The sequence below is a fragment of the Pseudomonas sp. 29 genome (genome assembly GCF_002754355.1).
In the GTDB taxonomy this organism is placed as follows: Bacteria; Pseudomonadota; Gammaproteobacteria; order Pseudomonadales; family Pseudomonadaceae; genus Aquipseudomonas; species Aquipseudomonas neuropathica.
Genome location: NZ_PEEY01000001.1, coordinates 3,773,227 through 3,794,441 on the forward strand (window position 1 = coordinate 3,773,227; position 21,215 = coordinate 3,794,441).

17 protein-coding genes and 1 pseudogene are annotated in these 21,215 nt (G+C 59.6%); 11 read left to right on the forward strand and 7 right to left on the reverse strand.

Going from position 1 to position 21,215, the window contains the following annotated elements; genetic code table 11:
* The first annotated feature begins 3 nt into the window (after nt 1-3).
* The 6 genes from CLU80_RS17360 (at nt 4) to CLU80_RS17390 (ending at nt 8,555) form a co-directional block, all read left to right on the forward strand.
* The gene (locus CLU80_RS17360) at nt 4-1,599 is read left to right on the forward strand and encodes a glycerol-3-phosphate dehydrogenase/oxidase (protein ID WP_099757942.1); all 1,596 of its coding nucleotides are present in this window, start codon (nt 4-6) and stop codon (nt 1,597-1,599) included.
* Between the two features lie 20 nt (nt 1,600-1,619).
* Entirely contained in the window at nt 1,620-3,188 is a 1,569-nt protein-coding gene (locus CLU80_RS17365) for an FGGY-family carbohydrate kinase (RefSeq protein ID WP_099757943.1), read from the forward strand.
* A 240-nt stretch (nt 3,189-3,428) separates the two neighbouring features.
* The gene (locus tag CLU80_RS17370; RefSeq protein WP_099757944.1) at nt 3,429-4,718 is read left to right on the forward strand and encodes a phospholipase C/P1 nuclease family protein; all 1,290 of its coding nucleotides are present in this window, start codon (nt 3,429-3,431) and stop codon (nt 4,716-4,718) included.
* A 49-nt stretch (nt 4,719-4,767) separates the two neighbouring features.
* Nucleotides 4,768-6,726, forward strand: coding sequence for a DUF1302 domain-containing protein (locus CLU80_RS17375; protein ID WP_099757945.1), 1,959 nt, complete (start codon nt 4,768-4,770; stop codon nt 6,724-6,726).
* Nucleotides 6,727-6,856: 130 nt separating this feature from the next.
* On the forward strand, nt 6,857-8,230 hold the full coding sequence (locus CLU80_RS17385) for a DUF1329 domain-containing protein (RefSeq protein ID WP_099757946.1): 1,374 nt from the start codon (nt 6,857-6,859) through the stop codon (nt 8,228-8,230).
* Between the two features lie 76 nt (nt 8,231-8,306).
* A complete protein-coding gene (locus tag CLU80_RS17390; protein ID WP_093435583.1) occupies nt 8,307-8,555 on the forward strand; it encodes a FitA-like ribbon-helix-helix domain-containing protein in 249 nt (82 codons plus the stop codon).
* A 293-nt stretch (nt 8,556-8,848) separates the two neighbouring features.
* On the opposite strand, the gene CLU80_RS30705 is transcribed toward CLU80_RS17390, so the two are convergent.
* The gene (locus CLU80_RS30705) at nt 8,849-9,712 is read right to left on the reverse strand and encodes a methyl-accepting chemotaxis protein (protein WP_371748303.1); all 864 of its coding nucleotides are present in this window, start codon (nt 9,710-9,712) and stop codon (nt 8,849-8,851) included.
* A pseudogene (locus CLU80_RS30710) lies at nt 9,707-10,768 on the reverse strand (methyl-accepting chemotaxis protein); the annotation flags it as partial. The pseudogene CLU80_RS30710 and the gene CLU80_RS30705, both read right to left, overlap by 6 nt.
* Before the next feature lie 253 nt (nt 10,769-11,021).
* On the opposite strand from CLU80_RS30710, the gene pmrG reads away from it, so the two are divergent.
* Both pmrG and CLU80_RS17405 read left to right on the forward strand, forming a co-directional pair.
* Complete coding sequence (gene pmrG / locus CLU80_RS17400; protein WP_286079749.1) at nt 11,022-11,693, forward strand: lipopolysaccharide core heptose(II)-phosphate phosphatase PmrG; 672 nt, start codon at nt 11,022-11,024, stop codon at nt 11,691-11,693.
* A complete protein-coding gene (locus tag CLU80_RS17405) occupies nt 11,690-12,511 on the forward strand; it encodes a phosphatase PAP2 family protein (RefSeq protein WP_099757948.1) in 822 nt (273 codons plus the stop codon). The genes pmrG and CLU80_RS17405 overlap by 4 nt, the downstream gene beginning before the upstream one ends.
* Before the next feature lie 66 nt (nt 12,512-12,577).
* Here the strand turns inward: CLU80_RS17405 and CLU80_RS17410 are convergent, their stop codons facing one another.
* From CLU80_RS17410 to CLU80_RS17430, 5 genes are all read right to left on the reverse strand, one after another.
* Nucleotides 12,578-14,056, reverse strand: coding sequence for an ArnT family glycosyltransferase (locus CLU80_RS17410; protein ID WP_099757949.1), 1,479 nt, complete (start codon nt 14,054-14,056; stop codon nt 12,578-12,580).
* A gap of 30 nt (nt 14,057-14,086) precedes the next feature.
* On the reverse strand, nt 14,087-14,674 hold the full coding sequence (gene rimJ, locus CLU80_RS17415; RefSeq protein ID WP_099757950.1) for a ribosomal protein S5-alanine N-acetyltransferase: 588 nt from the start codon (nt 14,672-14,674) through the stop codon (nt 14,087-14,089).
* Between the two features lie 248 nt (nt 14,675-14,922).
* On the reverse strand, nt 14,923-15,297 hold the full coding sequence (locus tag CLU80_RS17420) for a DUF6124 family protein (RefSeq protein ID WP_099757951.1): 375 nt from the start codon (nt 15,295-15,297) through the stop codon (nt 14,923-14,925).
* Nucleotides 15,298-15,508: 211 nt separating this feature from the next.
* On the reverse strand, nt 15,509-16,915 hold the full coding sequence (locus CLU80_RS17425) for a DUF2252 domain-containing protein (protein ID WP_099757952.1): 1,407 nt from the start codon (nt 16,913-16,915) through the stop codon (nt 15,509-15,511).
* Between the two features lie 85 nt (nt 16,916-17,000).
* Nucleotides 17,001-17,924 carry a PliI family lysozyme inhibitor of I-type lysozyme gene (locus CLU80_RS17430; RefSeq protein ID WP_099757953.1) on the reverse strand — a complete coding sequence of 308 codons (924 nt, stop codon included), beginning with the start codon at nt 17,922-17,924 and terminating at the stop codon, nt 17,001-17,003.
* A 204-nt stretch (nt 17,925-18,128) separates the two neighbouring features.
* Here CLU80_RS17430 and CLU80_RS17435 point away from each other — a divergent pair, with 204 nt between their 5' ends.
* From CLU80_RS17435 to CLU80_RS17445, 3 genes are all read left to right on the forward strand, one after another.
* Entirely contained in the window at nt 18,129-19,169 is a 1,041-nt protein-coding gene (locus tag CLU80_RS17435; protein WP_099759388.1) for a DMT family transporter, read from the forward strand.
* A gap of 76 nt (nt 19,170-19,245) precedes the next feature.
* Nucleotides 19,246-19,872 (forward strand): hypothetical protein, encoded by a 627-nt coding sequence (locus CLU80_RS17440; protein WP_099757954.1) that lies wholly within the window; start codon nt 19,246-19,248, stop codon nt 19,870-19,872.
* 356 nt (nt 19,873-20,228) lie between these two features.
* On the forward strand, nt 20,229-21,215 hold the full coding sequence (locus CLU80_RS17445; RefSeq protein ID WP_099757955.1) for a hypothetical protein: 987 nt from the start codon (nt 20,229-20,231) through the stop codon (nt 21,213-21,215).

Sequence of the window (21,215 nt, forward strand, 5' to 3'; positions counted from 1 at the left end):
GCCATGAGTCAGGACTGGAACGCCGCGTGGCGCCAGCAGATTCTGCCGACGCTGGCCGAGGAAACCTGGGACCTGATCGTGATTGGCGGCGGCATCAGCGGCGCCGGCATCCTGCGGGAAGCCGCGCGTCGAGGTTGGCGCTGTCTGTTGCTGGAACAGCGCGATTTTGCCTGGGGCACGTCCAGTCGATCGTCGAAAATGGTTCATGGCGGTTTGCGTTACATCGCCAAAGGGCAATGGCGCCTGACCCGCGATTCGGTGCGCGAGCGCCAACGCCTGCTCGACGAAGCGCCGGGGTTGGTCGAGCCGATGAGTTTCCTGATGCCGCACTATCGCGGCGGTTTTCCCGGACCGCGGGTGCTGGGTGGTTTGCTGAGCGTGTACGACGCCTTGGCGGGACGGCGCAGCCATCGCTTTCATGATGCACAACAACTGCGTTATCTGGCGCCGGGCGTGAGGGAAAACGACTTGCTCGGCGGCACCTGTTTTGTCGATGCGCTGACCGATGATGCGCGGCTGGTGATGCGTGTGTTGAGCGAGGCGCGGGCCGAGGGTGCGGTCGTGGTCAATGGCGTGCGCGTCGAACATCTGTTGCGGGAAAACGGCCGAGTGTGTGGCGTTCAGGTCGAGGATTGCGAGGCCGGTTCGTCACTGCGATTGCGCTGCGACGTACTCGCTGTGGCCACCGGCGCATGGGCCGAACGCCTGCGCCCGGCAGAGGCGCCACGGCAATTGCGGCCGTTGCGCGGCAGTCATTTATTGTTGCCGGGCTGGCGTCTGCCGGTGGCGCAGGCGTTCACTTTCATGCATGAGCGCGACCGGCGTCCGGTGTTCGTTTTCCCGTGGGAAGGCGCGACGGTGGTCGGCACCACGGACCTCGATCACCGTGAGGATCTTGATCAGAGCGCGAGCATCAGCGGCGAAGAACTCGACTATCTGCTGGCGGCTTGCACGCAACAGTTTCCCGGAGCGCAAGTGAACGCTTCGGACGTGCTGTCGACATGGTCGGGCGTACGTCCGGTAGTCGGCAGTGCGGCGGGCAATCATCAAGACAAACCGTCGAACGAAACCCGCGAGCATGTGCTGTGGCAGGAGCCCGGTTGCGTGACCCTGGCTGGCGGCAAACTGACCACGTTTCGCCCGCAAGCCATCGAAGTGCTTAAGGCCTGCGCGGCGATGCTCGAGCGTCCTTTCGTTGACGACGCCGCGCCAGTGTTTGCCGCTGTGCCTGCGCTGGCGATCCCTGAATTGAGCAACCATCAGTGGCGACGCTTGGCCGGACGGCATGGCCGCGACCTGCCGAGGCTGGCGCAACTGATCAAAGAAGTCAGCCACGAAACGGTCGGTGCTACGGATACTCTGTGGGCAGAACTGGCCTTCGCCAGCGAAGCGGAAATGGTCTTGCACCTCGACGATCTGCTCCTGCGCCGCACGCGTCTGGGCCTGCTGTTGCCGCGCGGTGGCGAAGCGTATTTCGCCGCCATTCGCCAACTCTGCCAGCCACGACTGGGCTGGAGCGACGAACACTGGCAGCAGGAAGAACAGCGTTATCGGGCGTTGTGGCAACGCCATCACGGTTTGCCGGATGCCACGCCTTGATGCCCCTTGAAGAGAGCTCCATGGATAACCACCCGAACAAGCGTTACCTGCTGGCCATCGACAACGGCACCCAGAGCGTGCGCGCGCTGCTCTTCGATTTGCAGGGCAATCTGCTTGGCAAAGGCAAGGTCGAGTTGCAGGCGTACTACTCGACGCAACCGGGCTGGGCCGAGCAGGATCCTGAGTATTACTGGGCGAAACTCGGCGAGGCGTGTCAGCAGGTCTGGCAGCAAACGGGCATTGATCGCGCGCAGATTGCCGGCGTTTCCCTGACCACGCAGCGCGGCACGGTGATTAACGTCGATGCCGAGGGCAAGCCATTGCGTCCGGCGATTCTGTGGCTCGATCAGCGTCAGAGCGAGGTCGAGGGCGGCATCAAAGGGCCGTGGGGCTGGCTGTTCAAACTGGTCGGCGCCCAGGCGACTGTGGATTATTTTCGTGCTCAGGCTGAGGCGAACTGGATCGCTCAGCATCAGCCGGAAGTCTGGGCGGCAACAGACAAGTTTTTGCTGCTGTCCGGTTTTCTCACCCATCGCCTGTGCGGGCGTTTTGTCGACTCTGTGGGTTGCTGCGTCGGCTACCTGCCGTTCGACTTCAAACGCCTGAAATGGGCCGCACCGAGTGACTGGAAATGGCAGGCGCTGGCGGTGCGCCCCGAGCAATTGCCGACCCTGCACAAACCCGGAGAAACCCTCGGCCACATTAGCGCCGAGGCCGCTCGCCATACGGGTATTCCCGAAGGCTTGCCGCTGATTGCTGCAGGCGCCGACAAGGCTTGCGAAGTGGTCGGGTCCGGCGTGGTCGATGCGAGCACGGTGTGCTTGTCCTACGGCACCACGGCGACGATCACCAGCACCCGCTCGCGCTATCTGGAAATCGTCCCGTTGATCCCGCCATATCCATCGGCGGTGCCGGATCAGTACAACTGCGAGGTGATGATTTATCGCGGTTACTGGATGGTCAGCTGGTTCAAGAACGAGTTCGGATTGCGCGAGATGCTGCAGGCGAAAGAGCAGGGTATCGAGCCTGAGCAGTTGTTCGATGCACTGGTTGATGCGGTGCCGCCCGGCTCGATGGGTTTGATGCTGCAACCGTACTGGTCGCCGGGGATTCGCGAGCCGGGTGTCGAGGCGAAAGGCGCGATGATCGGCTTCGGTGATGTGCACACCCGTGCGCATATTTATCGGGCGATTCTGGAAGGGCTGGCGTATGCGTTGCGCCAGGGCATGGAGAATATCGAGCGGCGTTCGAAGGTCTCGATCAAGCGGTTGCGCGTGGCCGGTGGCGGCTCGCAGAGTGATGCGGCGATGCAGCTCACGGCGAACATTTTCGGCCTGCCGGCGGAGCGTCCGCATGTGTATGAGGCGTCGGGTTTGGGCGCGGCGATTTGTTGTGCGGTGGGGTTGGGGCTGCATGCGGATTTCCCCACGGCGATCGCTTCAATGACCAGAGTAGGGGCTGTCTTCACCCCACAACCCGATGCGCAAAAAATCTACGAGCAACTGTACAAAGAGGTCTACCTGCGCATGTATCGCCAACTCAAACCGCTGTATCAGAGCATCCGCAAAATCACCGGTTACCCCGCCTGAAAGAACGCCGCCAATCCCTGTGGGAGCGAGCTTGCTCGCGAATGCGGAGTGTCAGTCACTATTGTCTTGTCTGACCCACCGCTTTCGCGAGCAAGCTCGCTCCCACAAGGTCATGCGGTGGAATCGGATCCTCTTATGTGGCGCCATCGGAGAGTTTTTCTGGTGAGATCGGACAGTGTCAGCGGCGGGGTCGGTTGTTAGGCTCATCCCCCACGGCACCGCCAATAAGAACGAAAAGCAATGAAGCTGACCTTCCTCCTGTTGCTGCTTTGTGCAACGGCCCCGAGCGCCTGGGGCTGGTCGAACCATACGGTCGGCAGCTATCTGGCGTTGCAGGACCTGCCAGCGTTGCGCGACGCGCCAGCGGTTGCAGTCGAGCCACTGGAGCAGTTTCTCACCGAGCAATATCCGGCCGTGCTGGCGCTGTTGGAGCAACAGGAAAGCTTCGCCCGCGCGCACTTCACTCAGTACCCGCCACGACCTGACAACCTGAAATTGCCCGCAGTGCCGAGTGACAATTTACGCCACGACTTTCTCACTGCGCTGCGCATCAATCCCGAGATTCACTTGGCAATGGTCATCCAGCCATTATCCGGCAAAGACCTGCCCGAGCGCGAGCATCTGCAAGCTAACCAGGTCATGGTCGAACAAACCCTGTCACCGTGGAATCGTCAGCGTTTCATCGTGGTCACCGATCATGAAAAAGTCGCAGCCCTGGCCGTGCTCGCCAGCGCTGCCGACGAGCCGGATTACGGCCACGACATCAATCTGTTCAGCGACAACCCCGGCAACGTCGGCGCGCTGTACGGCTTCGGCCCGCAACCGTTCGGCGATGCGCGTTTCCAGTACAGCTCACAGGCGCCGTTCCACATGGGCTTCTTCCATGAAAGCGCGGTGGTGTATGCGGCTGCCGGTTTCCTCGAGCGCAGCTGGCCGGACTGGCGTGCGTATCAGTACATGGGTCTGGCGCGACTGGCATTTGCCAGCGGTCATCCGTATTGGGGGTATCGCTTTCTCGGCTGGGGCCTGCACCACATTCAGGACCTGACCCAGCCGTATCACGCCAAGCCGCTGCCGGGCGTCGACCTCGCCAGTCTTCTGCTGCTGGAAGGCAAGGCGCTGGCCGGTTTCGCCGCCGACAAACAAGCCTCCATCGAGCGCGTCGCCACACGGCACATGGAAGTGGAGAAATATCAGTCGACCTGGCTACGCCGCGTGCTGCGTGCCGGTCAGCCGCATCCGATGCTCGCGGCTTACGCCGATGTGGCCCAGGACAAAACCTACCCGCCGTACTCGGTCGACTACCTGCGCGAAGTGGTCAGCGCCGAAGCCGTCAACGACTCCGCCGCCTTCGACGAAGCCATCGACCAGTGGCTTGCAACGGCGCCGGTCAGCAGTGATTTCAGCAGCGGCAATCAGCTGCAACGAGAAGACTTCGACCACCCGGCACTCAACCAGCAGTTGTTCAGGTTGCTCGGACATTTCGGCGCTCACAGCCGGATTTACGTCAGCGCGGGTTTGGCGCCGTAGTGCGCCGCAACGCACACCACAACAATAAAAAACAGGCAAGGAGGAACAGATGATCAACACTCGATTGCGCCTGACGGGCGCCGCGCTCCCCGGTGTCGGCCTGGCAGGGCTGCTGCAGTTGTGCGCAGTCGATGCGGCGCACGCGGTGGAGTTCAGCCTGATGGACAAACAGGTCACCGGCTCCCTCGACACGACCTTGTCTTACGGTCGTTTGTGGCGGGTGCAGGGCCGCGACAAGACTAACGATGACGTCAACACCAACGACGGCAATCGCAACTTCGATACCGGGCTGGTTTCCGAGGTGTACAAGATCACCTCCGAGCTTGAGGCCAACTATCAGAACTACGGCGTGTTCGTGCGCGGCACCGCGTTCTACGACACGCAACTGATGGACAAGCGCAACGACTACTACGACAACAACAGCCCCTCGCAACCGAGCCAGAGCTACCCGCAGGACAACCATTTCACCAGCCAGACTCGCGACATCGCCGGCAGCCGCATCGAGATGCTCGACGCCTACGTGCACGGCAGCTGGGACGTCGCGCAGATGCCGGTGACAGCGCGCGTCGGTCGGCAGGTATTCAACTGGGGCGAGGGGATTTTCTATCGCGGCGGGATCAACACCACCAACCCGGTGGATGCCGCCAAGTACCGCTTGCCCGGCGCCGAAGTCAAGGAAGTGCTGGTGCCGGTCGAGGCGCTGAGCTTCAACATCGGCCTGACCGACTCGCTGACCATGGAGAGTTTCTACCAGACCAACTGGAAGGAAACCCGCATCGACCCGGTCGGCACCTTCTACTCGCAGACTGACCTGTTCGCCGACGGTGGCAACACCGGTTACAACAACTTCAGCGGCACGGCGCTCGACACGCCGGTTCCGGGGTTCGGCAACGTCATCGGTTTGTACAGCGCGCTGGGTAACAACCCGTTGCTCAACTCCGCCCTGCAAACCACAGGCCTGTACGCCAACGGCGTGACACCGGCCTACGGCAACACACTGAAAGTGGCTAGCATCGGCAAGGACTACAACGCGCGCAACGATGGCCAGTTCGGTTTTGCCTTTCGCTACATCGCCGAGCAGCTCAATAGCACCGAGTTCGGGTTGTACATGGTCAATTACCACGCCAAGGAACCGACCATCGCGGCGGATCTGGGCGGGTATAAAGGCATCGACATGGATGCGCTGACCAACCTGTTGTCCGGCGTTGCGGGCAGTCAGGCCGGGGCGCTGGCCAATGGGTTGGCGACTGCCGACGTGATGGGCAATATCCAGGCGCATCGGCGTTATGCCGAAGACATCCGCATGTACGGTTTCAGCTTCAACACCACATTGGGCGAGGCGTCGGTGTTTGGTGAAGTTGCTTATCGGCCGAATCTGCCGATCGGCGTTGCGGCGACCAACGATTTGATTGGCGACCTGGCCAACGGCGCGGCGGCGGCAGTGACGGGCAAGTCGATCAACGTCGGCGGGCAGATGGTCACCCTCGACAGCCAGATCAATAACGCCGAGCGCGTCGAAGCGTTCAACACCTCGCTGGGGACCATCTACAACTTCGGCCCCACGGCTTCGTTCGACTCGCTGTTCGGCATCTTCGAACTGGCCTCCGAACACCTGCGCGGCAGCAGTCTGCAATACACCGCTTACGACGGTAGTCGTCGTTACTACGCCGGCACGGGCAACTATTCCTATGTGTCGGGCGGTGATCGCGACGATCAGGTCAATCGCAATTCCTACAGCTACACGGCGATGCTCAACGGCACCTGGAACGACGTATACGCCGGGGTCAACGTCTCGCCGTACATCGTTTACAAGGACGACTTCGAGGGCAACAGCTATCAGGCCGGCAACACCATCGAAGGTCGCAAGGCTTACACGCTGGGGATCAAGGCCAACTACCAGAACAAGCTCGAAGCCGAACTGCAATACACCGAGTTCTATGGCGGCGGGCAAAACAACGGCATTCGCGACCGCGACAACGTCGGGTTCAACCTCAAGTATTTCCTTTAAAGGCTACACACAGCCCCTGTGGGAGCGAGCTTGCTCGCGAAGAGGCCGGCACATTCAACATCAATGTCGACTGAGCCACCGCTTTCGCGAGCAAGCTCGCTCCCACAGGTTTCGCATTCTGGAGAAAGTCATGATTCACACTTCAAGACTGACAAAAACATCGCTAGCGCTGTTTCTGAGCCTGGCTGCCAGCACCGCTCTGGCCGCCATCACCCCACAACAAGCCGAACAACTGAAAACCACCCTGACCCCCATGGGCGCCGAGCGTGCCGGCAACGCCGCCGGCACCATCCCCGCGTGGACCGGTGGTATCACTCAAGCCCCGGCCGGTTACAAACCGGGACAGCATCACCCGGATCCTTTTGCCGCAGACAAACCGCTGTTCACCATCACCAAAGCGAATCTCGACCAATACAAAGCCCACCTCAGCCCCGGTCAGATCGCCCTGTTCAACAGCTACCCCGACACCTTCCAGATGCCGATCTACCCGTCCCGCCGCTCCGGTTCAGCGCCGCAATGGCTGTACGACAACACCCTGAAAAACGCCACCTCGGCCAAGCTGCTCGAAGGCGGCAGCGGTTTCTCCGATGCTTACGGCGGCGTGCCATTCCCGGTGCCCAAGGATGGCGTTGAAGTGCTGTGGAACCACATCACTCGCTATCGCGGTATCTACGTCGTGCGCCGCGCGTCCGAAGCGCCGGTCCAGCGCAACGGCAGCTTCGCGTTGGTGACCTCGCAGCAGGAAGCGCTGTTCAACTACTACCGCCCGAACGGCCAGTTCGCCGACCTGAAAAACATCCTGTTCTACTACCTCGCCTTCGTGAAAAGCCCGGCGCGACTGGCCGGTGGCGCCGCCCTCGTGCACGAAACCCTCGACCAACTCAAAGACGCACGCCAAGCCTGGATCTACGACGCCGGCCAACGTCGCGTGCGCCGCGCACCGAACCTCGCCTACGACACGCCGATCGCATCCTCCGATGGCTTGCGCACTGCCGACGACACCGACCTGTTCAACGGCTCGCCGGACCGCTACGAATGGAAGCTCAAGGGCAAACAGGAAATCTACATCCCCTACAACAACTACAAAGTCGCCAGCCCCGAGGTGAAATACGCGCAACTGCTCACCCCCGGCCACCTCAACCCGCAATACACCCGCTACGAACTGCACCGCGTGTGGGTGGTGGAAGGCAACCTGAAACCGGGCTCGCGGCACATCTACTCCAAACGCGTGCTGTTCCTCGATGAGGATAGCTGGGGCGCGGCACTGGTCGATCAGTACGATGGGCGAGGGGAGTTGTGGCGCGTATCGATGGCCTACCTGAAAAACTTCTACGACCTGCCGACGACGTGGAGTGCGCTGGATGTTTTCCACGATTTGCAGGCGCGTCGTTACTACGTGCAGAACCTTGATAACGAAGAAGCGGAGACGGTGGATTTCGTGCAGCCAGTGCCGGAGGATGCGTATTTTATGCCGTCGGCGTTGCGGCAGCGTGGGACGCGGTAAGTGATTGCGCTGGCTGTTCTTGGGCGGATGGATGTTAGTCTCGATCAATGATTTTTAGTTGATAGCAGGAGTCATCATGGCCAGCATCACAATTCGAAATATTGATGGTCCGCTCATGGATCAGTTACGGATTAACGCGGCCCAGAACGGAAATTCCATCGAGGAGGAAGCTCGCATGATTCTGGGGCGAGCATTGATTAGAAGGGATAGCGCTGGAGGCTTGGGTAGCCGGATTCGCCAGCGCTTTTCCTCGGTCGGAGGGATCGACCTTGCTTTGCCTTCACGGCAGGAAAAAGCCAGGGTTATGGATTTTCCAGATTGCTGATGCTCGAAATGCGCACGCGCTGAAGAATACCTTCAAGGAGCTGCCGAAGGCTGCGATCTTTTGATCTGGCTTCTGATTTGTTCAAAAGCGAAGATCAAAAGATCGCAGCCTGCGGCAGCTCCTACATTAGGCGGAGTTTTTTTCGGGACATCGGGGTGATGGGGCGGACGCAATCGCGAGCAGGCTCACTCCTACAGGGGATTGGTGTAGTTCACATAGTCTGTGATCAACACCATTTCTTGTAGGCCTTCGCCTGCTCGCGATGCGGTTGTAGCTTCAGCGCGGAATCAGGATCAAACGCGGAAGTGGCTGACCATCTGCTGCAATTGACCACCCAGGCGCGCCAGTTCAACACTCGACGCTGCCGTCTCATCACTCGCCGCTGCGGTCTGTTCCGACACGTCGCGTACGTTGATGATGCTGCGGCTGATCTCTTCAGCCACGGCGCTCTGCTGTTCGGCAGCAGCAGCGATCTGCTGGTTCATCGACTGGATGTTCGACACCGTGCGGGTGATGTTTTCCAGCGATGCGCCAGCCTTGCGGGTCAGGGCGACGCTGCTGTCGGTCAGGGCGCGGCTGTTGCTCATCACGGCGGAGACTTGCTGGGTGCCGTTCTGCAGCCCGGCGACCAGGCCTTCGATTTCTTCGGTGGATTTCTGCGTACGCTGAGCCAGACCACGAACTTCATCGGCGACCACGGCAAAACCACGACCGGCTTCACCGGCACGCGCGGCTTCGATTGCAGCGTTGAGGGCTAGCAGGTTGGTTTGTTCGGCAACGGCCTTGATCACGTCCATGACGCTGCCGATCTTGTCGCTTTCCTGTTGCAGCACGCTCATGGCTTCGGTGGAACGCACTACTTCGCTGGCCAGACGCTCGATCTGCGCGATGGCTTCGTTGACCACTTTGTCACCTTCACGGGCTTCGCCGTCAGCGGCGGCAGCGGCTTGCGAGGCTTCTTCGGCGTTGCGCGCGACTTCCTGCACGGTGGCGGTCATCTCGTGCATGGCGGTGGCGACCTGATCGGTCTCGACTTTCTGGCTGTTCACACCGGCGCTGGTCTGCTCGGTCACGGCCGAGAGCTCTTCAGCGGCGCTGGCGATCTGGGTGACGCCGTCGCGGATGCCGCTGATCAAGTCACGCAGGGTCACGCCCATGCGCGCGATGCCTTGTTGCAGCACGCCAAGCTCGTCACGGCGGGTGACGGTGACGTTCTGGGTTAGGTCGCCGCTGGCGATGCGCTCGACCACGGCGAGGGTTTCTTGCAGCGGACGGGTGATCTGACGGGTGATGATCACCGCAGCAATCACGCCAACCAACAGCGCCAGCAGGGTGCTGATCAACTGGAAGGTGCGCGCCTGGGCGCTTTCGACATCGCGGCGGTCGAGTTGAATCTGGTACAGCTGCTCGCTGGTGTTGACGATCGCGGTGCCTTGATCGGTCATTTCCTTACGGGCCTGCACGGCGTCTGTGTTGGCGTTTTTGTACGCCATCAATGCGCTGCGATAGTTGACCAGTGCGGTTTCCAGTTGACGCAGGGCGTCTTGCTGAGAGTCGGCGAAATGCACGTTCAGTTGCTTGAGGCTGGCGATTGCGACATCCAGTTGGCCGACGGCTTTCTGCTCGGTTTCGGCGTTGGTGGTGGCGGTATAGCCGCGCACTTCGTAGCGCGCGAGGATGAACGCTTCCTTGGCGGCGGTGATCGCCTGGAACTGTTCGAAACGCTGTTCACTCATGTCCATCTGCTGTACGCGTTTGCTGATCGACTCGATCTGGTTGTACGCGGTCTCGGCACTCACGCTCATGCTGTCGCGCGCGCTGTTGCCGGTGCGGTAAGCGTTGCGCATTTTGTTCAGCGAGGTCTGGTATTCAGCGATGGTCGCTGCCTGCTCTTTGAGCAGTTTGACGTTTTCCGGGCTCTTGAAGCTGTTGATCAGCTTCTGTTGTTGCGCGGCAAAACTTTCAAGGGTGGTCTGCACGTTCTGTGCGGCGGTTTCATCGCCATTGGTCAGCATGTACTGCAGGCGCACTACGCGCAGTTTGGTCAGACCGGCGTTGAGCTGGGTGATGTCACTCATCCAGTTGCTGCGGTCGATCAGGCCACCGAGGCTGGTCCAGCCTGTCAGGGCCAGTACGCAGGTCAGGGCCAGCACCAGGCCGAAGCCCAGGCCCAGTTTCATGTTCACGCTGATGTTGCCGAACCAGCTATTCATCAAAAATCCTCCAGAAACGTTGGGTTTCTTGTCGTCGGTTAGGCTGGAAGATTGTTGTTTTTTTGAGCCAGCAAGGGTGTTAGCAGGTTTGTATCGGCCGCATTTCCCAGAGCTGAAAGGATTTTGTCCTACGGAGTTTGTAACAACGGATCCCAAGACTTTTTTCACATGGGTTTCACTGGCTGCCCACGCGCGCCTCTGTACCTTCGCCGCATCGAATGAACCCGAGATGCACAGTGGCGAGGCGGTTTTTGTGGAATTGAGACTGAGTTTGTTCGGCGTCAAACGCTCGATCGATTTGAGCTTTTTGGCGCGTTTTCGCAACACTTGGGTGGTGTTGGCGGCATCGGTATTGGTGATCCCACTGACCCTGTGGTTGCTGGCGCCGGCGGCGGTGCCGGACCTGGCCCACGGCAATGTCGCCGGTGCGCAAGCGTTGGCGACAGGTTGGGCCAAGGGCGAGATGATCGTGCTGGTGCGTCATGTCGAGCGTTGCGATCACTCCAAAGCCGCGTGCCTGAGTGGCAATGACGGCATCACCGATCGCTCACGCAGTGTCGCGGTGGCGGTCGGTGCAAGGTTTGAACAACTGGGCCTGAACAACGCCGACATCTATAACAGCCCGTCGATGCGCACGGTGCAGACGGCTGGTTACATGTTCAACCATGCCGCCAGCGGTGACGACTGGCTGATCAACTGCCGGGGCCGCATGTTGCAGGACGCGTTGGCCCACAAGGTTCCCGGTCGCAACCTGGTACTGGTGACCCACAGCGAATGCATGGCGCAAATCGAGAAAGACCTCAAAGTTTCGGCCTCGGACATGGGTTACGGCTCGTCATTGTTTGTTTCCGCTGCCAGCCCGGCGGCTCCCAAGATGCTCGGCTTTATTGAAGCCTCCGACTGGCGCACGGTGAATACCCGATGAAATCCCGCTTCTACGCATACAACTTTGGTATTCCGCTCGCTTGTGCGGCGCTGGTGTTCCTGATGTTCGACATGACCAAAATCGACATCGCCTTCAGCAACCTGCTGTTCGATCCGCTGACCCAGAGCTTCCCGCTCGACAAAATCCACTTCTTTGAAAAGCTCACGCACAAGTGGGCGCGGATCATTCCCAACTGGACGGCGGAAATCGCCCTGATCGGCGCGCTGCTATCGGTGGTCTGGCCGTTGGTCAATCCGCAGAAACGTCCGCGCCTTGGTGCGATGCTGGAGCGCAGCAAAGTCGCGCCAGTGCTGCGATTTGCCGCTGATCACCGTAGGGATTTTCTGTTTGTGGTGGTCGCATTTGCCGTTTGCACCGGGGTGATTCACTTCCTCAAGTCCCACACCAGCGTTTACTGCCCGATCGAGACCACGCTGTACGGCGGGAAAATGGCCCACATCGAGTGGTACAGCAACTTTCAACTGTTCCATGAAGCCGGCAGTGGCCGTTGCTGGCCGGGTGGCCATGCGTCGGGCGGCTTCACCATGCTGGCGCTGTATTTCGTGGCGAGACGTTATCAATGGCGTTTTTCCAGTGCCATCTTGTGGGGCTCACTGTTGCTGGGATTCGTTTATGGCACTACTCGCGTCCTGCAAGGCTGGCACTACATGTCCCACACCTTCTGGGCCGGAATCTTCGTCTGGCTGGCGTGTTTGCTGACGGCGCTGGCCTTCTACGGACGGGCGCGGCTGGATGTGCCGGTGCTGGGCAAGCGTGAGCAGAAAGCTTTCGGTGCTCAGCCAGAGGTATCCCTCTGAACCCGTTCGGATGAAATGAAAAACCCGCCATTCACCGGCGGGTTTTTTTATGCGGCTGCGCAGGTCTCAATAGCCGACGAAGTAATACGCCTGGCTCCCGACCATCATGGCTTTGAGCACTTTCAGTAGCGGCGCGGGCTCACTGTCACCAGCCATCACCACGACATGCGAGGGCGAGGCCGTGAGGAAATCTCGCAACTGCGCTTCGGTATCCAGCCCTTTGAGCACTTGCTGGGTATAGAAGACCGTGGCGCCACCGAGCCGCTCGTTGGCCTGAAACAGTGCGACTTGATGCCCGGCGGTTTGCAGCGTCTGAATCTCTGCACTCAACGGCAGGAACGAAAGCTTTTTGTCGGCATGAGGCAGCGCCCACTGCGCGGCGGCGAGGTAACTGCCGATCACCAGCGTGAGCACACCGACTGCCAGTGTCTGACGCTGTCGGGCGATTCGGCCTACGAATCCATTACCGGATTCATTCTGCTTCAAGCGCTCGAACAGCACGCCTGCATACTCCGCTGCGATCACCGCGGCGGCCGGTGTCATCGACATCAGGTACACCGTGCGTTTGCTCGACGCCAACGTCAGCATGATGAACTGCGCCACGATCCACAGGCTGAAGAACAGCAGGTAACGGTTGGCCTTCAGGTGTTTGCGGAAATGCCAGAGCCCCAGGTACACCAGAATGTTCCACGGCAGAAAGGCTTCCGGCAGTTTGGCGAGGTAGTAGTAGAACGGTTCGTAGTGCCCGGCCTCGGCGAATGATCCGCTGAAGCGCCCGACGCTGTTGGTCACCAGCACCTCTTTGACGGCTTGTGCGCCGCCGTGCTGGAAGAGGATGACGAGCCAGATCAGCAGCGGGATCAAACCGAGCAGGGTCAGGAAACCCGGTCGCAGCCAGTCCGCAAGTTTCAGGCGCTTGTCCATCAGGTTGTCGGCCAGCAGATAGGCAAAAATCACCACTCCCGGCATCGCCAGCCCCAGCACACCTTTGCTCAACGTGGCGATGGCGATCCCGACGACAAACAGCAGCGAGTTGCCCAGAGTCGAGGCCCGCTGCGCCTGATAAAAGGCCAGCAGTGCGGTGGTCACGCCGAGGGCGAGTAATGCATCCTCGCCGACGCCGCGCACATTGCTCCAATAACTGGCCATGGTCGCGAGCAGAATGCCTGCGGTCCAGGCAATCATTTTCGGCCGCTCGAAACGCCGCAACATGCCGTACAGCAGCATCACGCTGAGCAAGCCAGCCACCGCCGACGCTAGCCGCACGGCCCACGGTGAAACGCCAAACACACGCATGGCGCCAGCATCCAGCCACAGGCTCAGCGGTGGTTTTTCCAGAAACGGTTCGCCGAACAAACGAGGTGTCACCCAGTCGTCGTCCAGGTGCATCTCCATAGCGATGCCGGCGACGCGGGCCTCGGTGGAACCTTGCAATTGATGGTTGCCCAGTGCGAAGAAAAACAGCAGGGCGGCAAGCAGAAACAGCGAAGTGACGGCACGCGACATAGGGTTCAGGCAACCGAAAGGGGCGGGAGGCCTGAGCATACGTCGGCAATCCTTAACAAATTGTGAAACTCACGCCAAAGGTTTCGACCAGCGCTTTTCCGGTGTCTCGAACCTTGAATTGACCCGCGCCGTCAGCACGTGATCCTGCCAGCGCCCGGCAATGTTCAGATACGCCTTGGCGTAACCCTCACGTTCGAAGCCCAGGCGCTCCAGCAAGCGCGCACTGCGTTCGTTGCCGGGAATGTAGTTGGCCATGATCCGGTGCAGGTTCTGGGTATCGAACATGTAAGCGATGCCAGCCTCCAGCGCTTCCTGCATCAAACCTTGACCCTGTTGGGCCTCATCGATGTGATAACCCAGATAACACGCCTGAAAGGCACCACGAATGATGCCGCTGAAGTTGCAGGCGCCGATCATCTGCTGGCCGTCCGGGGTCAGCAAGGCGAAGTGCATGGCCAGCCCGGCCTCGAATGCGCTGGCCTGCACGTCAAGGCGCCGGCGAATTTGCTCGGTGGAAAAATATTCAGTGGTGCGGATCGGCGACCATGGCGCCAGGTGGCGCAGGTTGCGTCGGTAGAACTCGCTTTCAAGCTCGGCCTGCTCCGGTGCAAGTATCGCGAGCGTCAGGCGTTGGCAGGGCAGGGTCAACAGCGGCATCGGGCGCTCCGGAATGGGGGATCTTCCGGCAGAGTCGCGCAATCCGCCGGGTTACGGCAAGTCGTGGCGACGCAGGGGCTTTGTTTCAGGCAAAAAAAAGCCCGCAGGAGCGCGGGCGAACCGTAGTTTCTTGAATGAGCGAGCGGACTGTACAAGGGTTGGCCGCGCAGCTGCAGTGAAGAAAAATTCATCTCGATGGGCGGCGCCAATGCAGTCCGATGCGCAACCGAGCGCCGGGGTTTCGCCCGTCAATGGCGGGTTTCAGGCCCGGTAGTGTTCAGCGGTTTCTGCGGATCCAGATTGTCCCGTGCCCGACAAATCAGGATCTCGGCCAGTGCGCTCAATTGCTTCATGGCCACCGCCACATGACGTTTCGAGCCGTCGAACTCATCGGCAAAGGTTGCGCTGATGGCCGCTAGGGAATCGAGGATCTCACTGGCGTGGGTGAGCAGGGTCAGGGTGTCGACATCGTCGCGCACCCTGATGAGCTGATTGAGCGGGATGCTACGGCGCCGCTTGTGCGCTTCGCTGCGTGCGCTGGTATTCGATTGCGGTTGGGTGCTGGACGCTGGCGCATCGGACGGTGCCGGGCCAACCAGCGAAAGGCGGGGGATTTTCTTCATGACGTAGCTCCGTGGAGTGAACATTCACTGCAATTGCGGCTGCCAAACCGTCCGCTGGATGGCAGTGGTCGTGGAGCGTAACGCCCTGAGGAACTGTGCACCAGTTCATCAAAGTCGACGCGTGTTGCGGGAATTTTCCTAGGACGTTCGATGTGGGAAGGAGGGCGTGGCGGCAAAACCAATGGCAATCACGGTGATCACGGACGTCATTTCAAGGCAGGTGATCAGCAGCAAAGTCAGCCTCTGACCGCGCGCGCAACTGCCCCTTGCGACACGCCGTCTGGAAGCGTTCGAAGTCACGTTCGTTTTGCGCGGTGTAATGTTGCGCGTACTTCAACAGCGCATCCGCCAGCGCATCGCCTTTGCCGATGTAGCCACTGATCTGCGCAGCGAGGCCGGAGGCCTTGGCATGTGCCCGGGCGAGGGCGCGGCCGCAAACGCGACCATAAGCGGCAAAGGTTTCAGCGTCGAAGTTTTCCAGTTCGGCGGAGATCTTCATGTCGCGTAATTGCCGCACGTAGAATTGCCGACCGCTGGGGCCGGTCGTCCAGCCCAGAAACAAGTCACTGGCCGCCTGCATCAGGCGCTGCCCCTCGACCACGCGCTGCCCTTCATGGCGCACCCGCGCTTTGCTTTTGACGTAGTCGGCGAGCACCGAACGCCGGGCTTCCTTGAATTGCAGGAACAGCGGGAACTCCTGATCGTCCGTCAGCAGCGCCACCAGACAACGCGTGCCGACACTGCCGACGCCCACCACTTTGAACGCCAGATCCTGCACGTGAAACCGCGACAACAACTCGCGGCGGTCGGGTTGCAACGTGCTGCGATACTCGCGCATGAAAGTGTCGAAGAGCGGCCGCCAGTCCGCGAGCCGCAGCCAGTCATCCTCGGCATCCAGCAGCGTGGTGTTTTTGTGCAGGTGAAAAATTTCCGGCAGGTCATCGCGAATGATCAGACGCCCGTGGGCATCGCGCTCGCTGATTTTCGGCAGCAGCTCGGCGTGTGTGCGCCGTTCGGCCTTCTCGATGGCGCGCTCCACATGTTCAAGGGTACTTTTGCGTGCCTGCGCCAGCAGGTCGTTGTAGCTGATCGACTCGTACCAGTTTTCCAGCACGCTCTGCTCGGCGCACTCCAGCAGCGTGGTCTGATAGGCACCGACCATTTCACGGCACACCTGTTCCTCGACCGATTCGCCGTGGCGCAAGTCACGGGCGGCCACCACGAAACTTGCCGCGAGACGCTTCAGATCCCACTCCCACGGCCCGGGATGTGCTTCGTCGAAATCGTTGACGCTGAACAGCAGATTTCGCTCAGGCGTGGCGAAACCGCCGAAATTCATCAGGTGGCAGTCACCACAGATGGGCAAGTTCAGGCCCATGTTCGCCGTGCCCGCCAGATCGTGCGCCTGCAACAAGGCATTGCCGCGAAAGAACGTGAACGGCGACACCAGCATGCGCCCGTAACGCAGTTCGACCAGCGACGCGACGCGGCCCTGGCTGGAGGCCTTGATCAACGGAATCGGGTCACGGTTCATCTTGCCGGTGGCCGCCTGAGCGCTGCGCGAGCACTGCTTGCGGGCGTCCTTGCCTTGTTGCATGCGGTCTTTGAGAGAGGTCATGGGGGCTCGGTGTGGCGGAGGGGGCGCTGTGAGTGTAGAAGCGCTTTTGGGGTTTATCCGCTGGCGTGAGCCCGGTGACGTCAACTCAATACTCCGCCACCTTATCTTCGCGCAGAACCCACCCGGCCTCGCCCGCCATCAACGTGTATTGAACCTGGCGCATCTTCCCCGTGCGGCCTGCGCCTGCGTCAGTGCTGTCATACACCGGGAAGCGCTGCACCAGCGCGTTTTCCACCACTGCAAACGAATCCTCGCCCTGATAACCCTCGGCGATTTTCGGATTGTCGCTGACCGGCGGCAGGTAGATTTCGCTCAGGGATTTCTTGTTGTTGGCGGAATAGGCGATCAGCTCGCCCGGCATGCCGCGTCCGGGCGAGCGGGTAAACACGTAGAGTTCGGGGGAGCCGTCGTTATTGAGGTCAGCAACCTCGGCACGCACGACCTCACCGGTGAGCGCCCGGCTGATGACCGCGTTATCGATCTGCAGACCTTTGGGGGTGATGCGCAGCGTCGGTTTGCCATCGACCTGTTCGGTGCTGACGTGAAAGGCAATGCCCTGCCATTCCAGCGTCTGCTCGAATGGCTGTTTCCCGCTGGTGGCGTCGCCATTGACCCGTCGCAGAGACAGCTCGTAGTTGGCCACTTCGTTGCGCCGTGCGGCATTGCGCATGAGATAGACCTGAACCGTGTACTCACCATAGGCCGGCAATGTTCCGAGGAAATGATTGCCCATGATCGAACCGTTGAACAGCGCGTAATCCGCGCCCTTGGCGGTGATGTTGAAGTAGGCGGAGGTGTTGGACGGTTTGAAATCGACGGTGAGCAACTGGCCGGCCTTGGCGTTGAATCTGTACTCCGTCGTATGGTCGCCCTTGATCGACTGTTTGCGCTGAACACTGTCGGCGCTGGTTGTGAAATCGATCGGTTCGACGCGCACAGCGCCAGTGTCTGCTGCGAGTACTGGCAGAGAAATCAGTGCGGCCAGCACGGCGGCAATCCAGGTTTTCATCTTCAACTCCATTGCATCTCGATGTACCCAGCATAGAGGCTGCGTCGAGCAGGCACCCAGTGATTACGCGGATTAAATGTTGCTGGATTTGAGCACGTGCTTGAGGTGATGTTTCTGACACGAATCAGCTGTTCACATAATTCTCACCTGAGTTTTGCCATGATCATTACCGGTATTCCATCGGCCCGAGCGAGTGATCCCTTCATGAATGTGAGCGTGCTCTACGCGTTGGTTGCAGCAGCGTTGTTTGGCGCCAGCACGCCACTCGCCAAGCTGCTGGGGGTACAGATTTCACCGATTCTACTGGCCGGATTGCTCTATCTGGGTAGCGGTCTGGGCTTGACCGTCCTGCGTTTCGCCCGCGATCGAGGCTGGCAGCGGTCCGGACTCGGAGCCGGCGAATGGCCGTGGCTGGTCGGAGCCATCGGCTTCGGCGGCGTGCTGGCGCCAGTGGCATTGATGTTCGGTTTGACCAGAACGTCCGGTGCGAGCGCGTCACTGATGCTCAATCTGGAATCAGTGCTCACGGCGCTGCTAGCGTGGGTAGTGTTCAAGGAAAATGCCGATCGGCGAATCGTGATCGGCATGCTCGCCATCGTGGCCGGCGGTGTCGTGTTGTCCTGGCCGCAAGAGACCGTGTCGGCGCAGGACTGGACAGGCCCGCTGGCCGTCGCCTTCGCCTGCTTTTGCTGGGCCATCGACAATAACCTCACGCGGAAAGTCTCTGCCTCGGACGCACTGTTCATCGCCGGCAGCAAAGGCCTGGTCGCCGGTCTGGTCAACTGCGGCCTGGCCTTGTTCATCGGCATGCAAATGCCTGCGGCCACCACGCTGGTGCCCATCCTGCTGGTCGGATTTCTCGGCTACGGCGTCAGCCTGGTGATGTTCGTCCTCGCCCTGCGCGGGCTGGGCAGTGCACGCACCGGCGCATACTTTTCCACCGCGCCGTTTCTGGGCGCAGCTATATCGATTCTGCTGCTGGGCGAGTCGGTATCGCTGATGTTCCTGCTCGCAGCAGCGTTAATGGCCGTGGGGGTATGGATTCACTTGATGGAGAATCATATTCATGAACATCAGCACGAACGGCTTGAGCATGATCATCGCCACATACACGATGAGCATCACCAGCATACGCATGGGTTTGAATGGGATGGAGCGGAGCCGCACAGTCATCCGCATGTGCATACGCCGATGCGGCATAGCCATGCGCATTTTCCGGATGTGCATCATCGGCATGAGCATTGATTGAATGTCTGAAGACTGGTAACTGATGTCATTGTGATATCATTTTTTGTCTTCAGTCTTTCATTCGAGTCATTCCATGAAACCCTTTTTCCTGCTGCCCCTTGTCACCCTGTTTTCGGCTTTCAGCGTTGCCGCTGCACCCTCACCGGTGGCGTCGTTTGCCGCTTGTGACGATCACTCACTGGCCGTTGTGCAATCACCTTTGATCAAGGATCTGGTGCCGAACTCTGTCGAAAATGGCCAGATCAAATTGTCCGGCGGCACCAAGAGCGACATGGGCCAGCGCTGGATGTTTGCCAAGCCAGTCGAGATCGATGGCATGTCGTTGACCGGTTTTTACGCCGAAGACATGGACCTGATGGGCACGCGCATCATCAGTTGGGGCTTCTACGCCAAGCAGACGCCGAACGAACTTCACACTCAACTGGAAAAAGCGGGCGGCCCACGCCTGGACATGTCGCAGGGACTCTACGCTCGCGCGGAAATCTGGTCCCATGGCAAATCCAGCTGGCAGCCGGAAGATCCTGCCGCCACTGCCGGTAAGCTGGTGGTCGACAGTGCCGAGCGGGTGTTCTTGATTGAACCGGCTCCGGAAGAGCTGAGCGGTGGGAGTAAGGGGATGTTTACTTGCTCGATTCAGGGCAAGGTTAATGAGGCGATGCTTCAGTCTAGTCGTCCGGATTTGGTTAGTGTTGCTCGTTGATTGTTTATGAGTGCGGGTATGGAAAAGGACGACATTAGGTCGTCCTTTTTTTTGGGTGGGTAAAACATTGCCGGGGTATCGAGCCTGATCGATTGCAGGCTGCGGTCTTTAGTGCGCAGCGTGGTAGATGCCCAGATGCGACAAAGCCCGCACTTGGCGGGCTTTGTCGTTGAGAGTAGGGCCGGGGGGATTTGAACCCCCGTCTAACCCCGACGCAACAGGCCTTCCAGTCTCGAAGCTGCCATTTTTCTGTCATTCCGATGTCAATCCGCGCTGAGCCAGCTATCGGAATGTTTTGAAGGCGCACACTCGTAATGGCAATATAATTCCTCATACAAAAATTCCAAGGAATGGTTTTGGCTACTCTCGTTGATGCGCTCGATTGGCTTCCCCTTCGTTTCGGTCACCTAGCAGCGGATGCGGAGCACCGCATCCCTGATAGGTATTATTCGCCAGGATTTATTGCCGCCTTTGCAGCTTACTTGACGAATAAGAGGGTTCACCGTGAGTCCGTCGTGTTCGACAGTGATGCTAATCGGGACTACTTTTCTGCCGTGGGGCTTGCTCTAGCCGTCTGGGGTATTGACGATTACCCGTTCCAGAGGCGGAACGCAGGGGTAAATTACGCTACTCTCACTCCATTGGCATCCCAAGACGCCGTGGAGACAGCAACAGCTCAGATCAACGGTTGTTTGAGAGCCTATGCTTCTAACGGTGCTGTGGACTATAGCCGCAGCCCAGCCTTCAAAGAGTTGACACATGTTGTTGGTGAACTACACGATAATGTGTGGTCTCATGGTCTGAATACCGGCTATTCCGTCGCCCAGCGTCAATGCATCCGGCGTGGAGATGATCATGCGGTGGAGTTTTCGCTAGCCGATTGCGGAATGGGATTCTTTGAGGAGCTGAAACGGGCAAGGATTGCTGCAAAAAATGGGATCCAGTCTGATAGGGATGCGATCGCATGGTGCATCCAAGAGGGCAATTCTTCGAAGCTTGCTGCTGCGCAGGATGATTGGGCTCAATCTGTTCCAAATGATTTCATTGGTGGTAATCCTTTTGGAAATGTTGCAATGGTTACCGGCGAAAACGGAAACCACCACCAAGGTCTGGGACTGGCTAAGCTTGTAGAACTGGCTGAAACCTATCGGGGCGTTTTGCAGATAGCGTCAGGCAATTGTCTTATGACTATGCGCCTTGGCTATAACGCTCAGTTTAGGATTCTGCGACAGCCTTGGAAGGGCGTAGCGATTTCGTTGTCGCTTAAAGAGTCCAGCCTAATGGCCGCTAAGGCTGATGTGGCTGATGATGTTGAAGATATTATGAAATTACTAAGGGGGTAA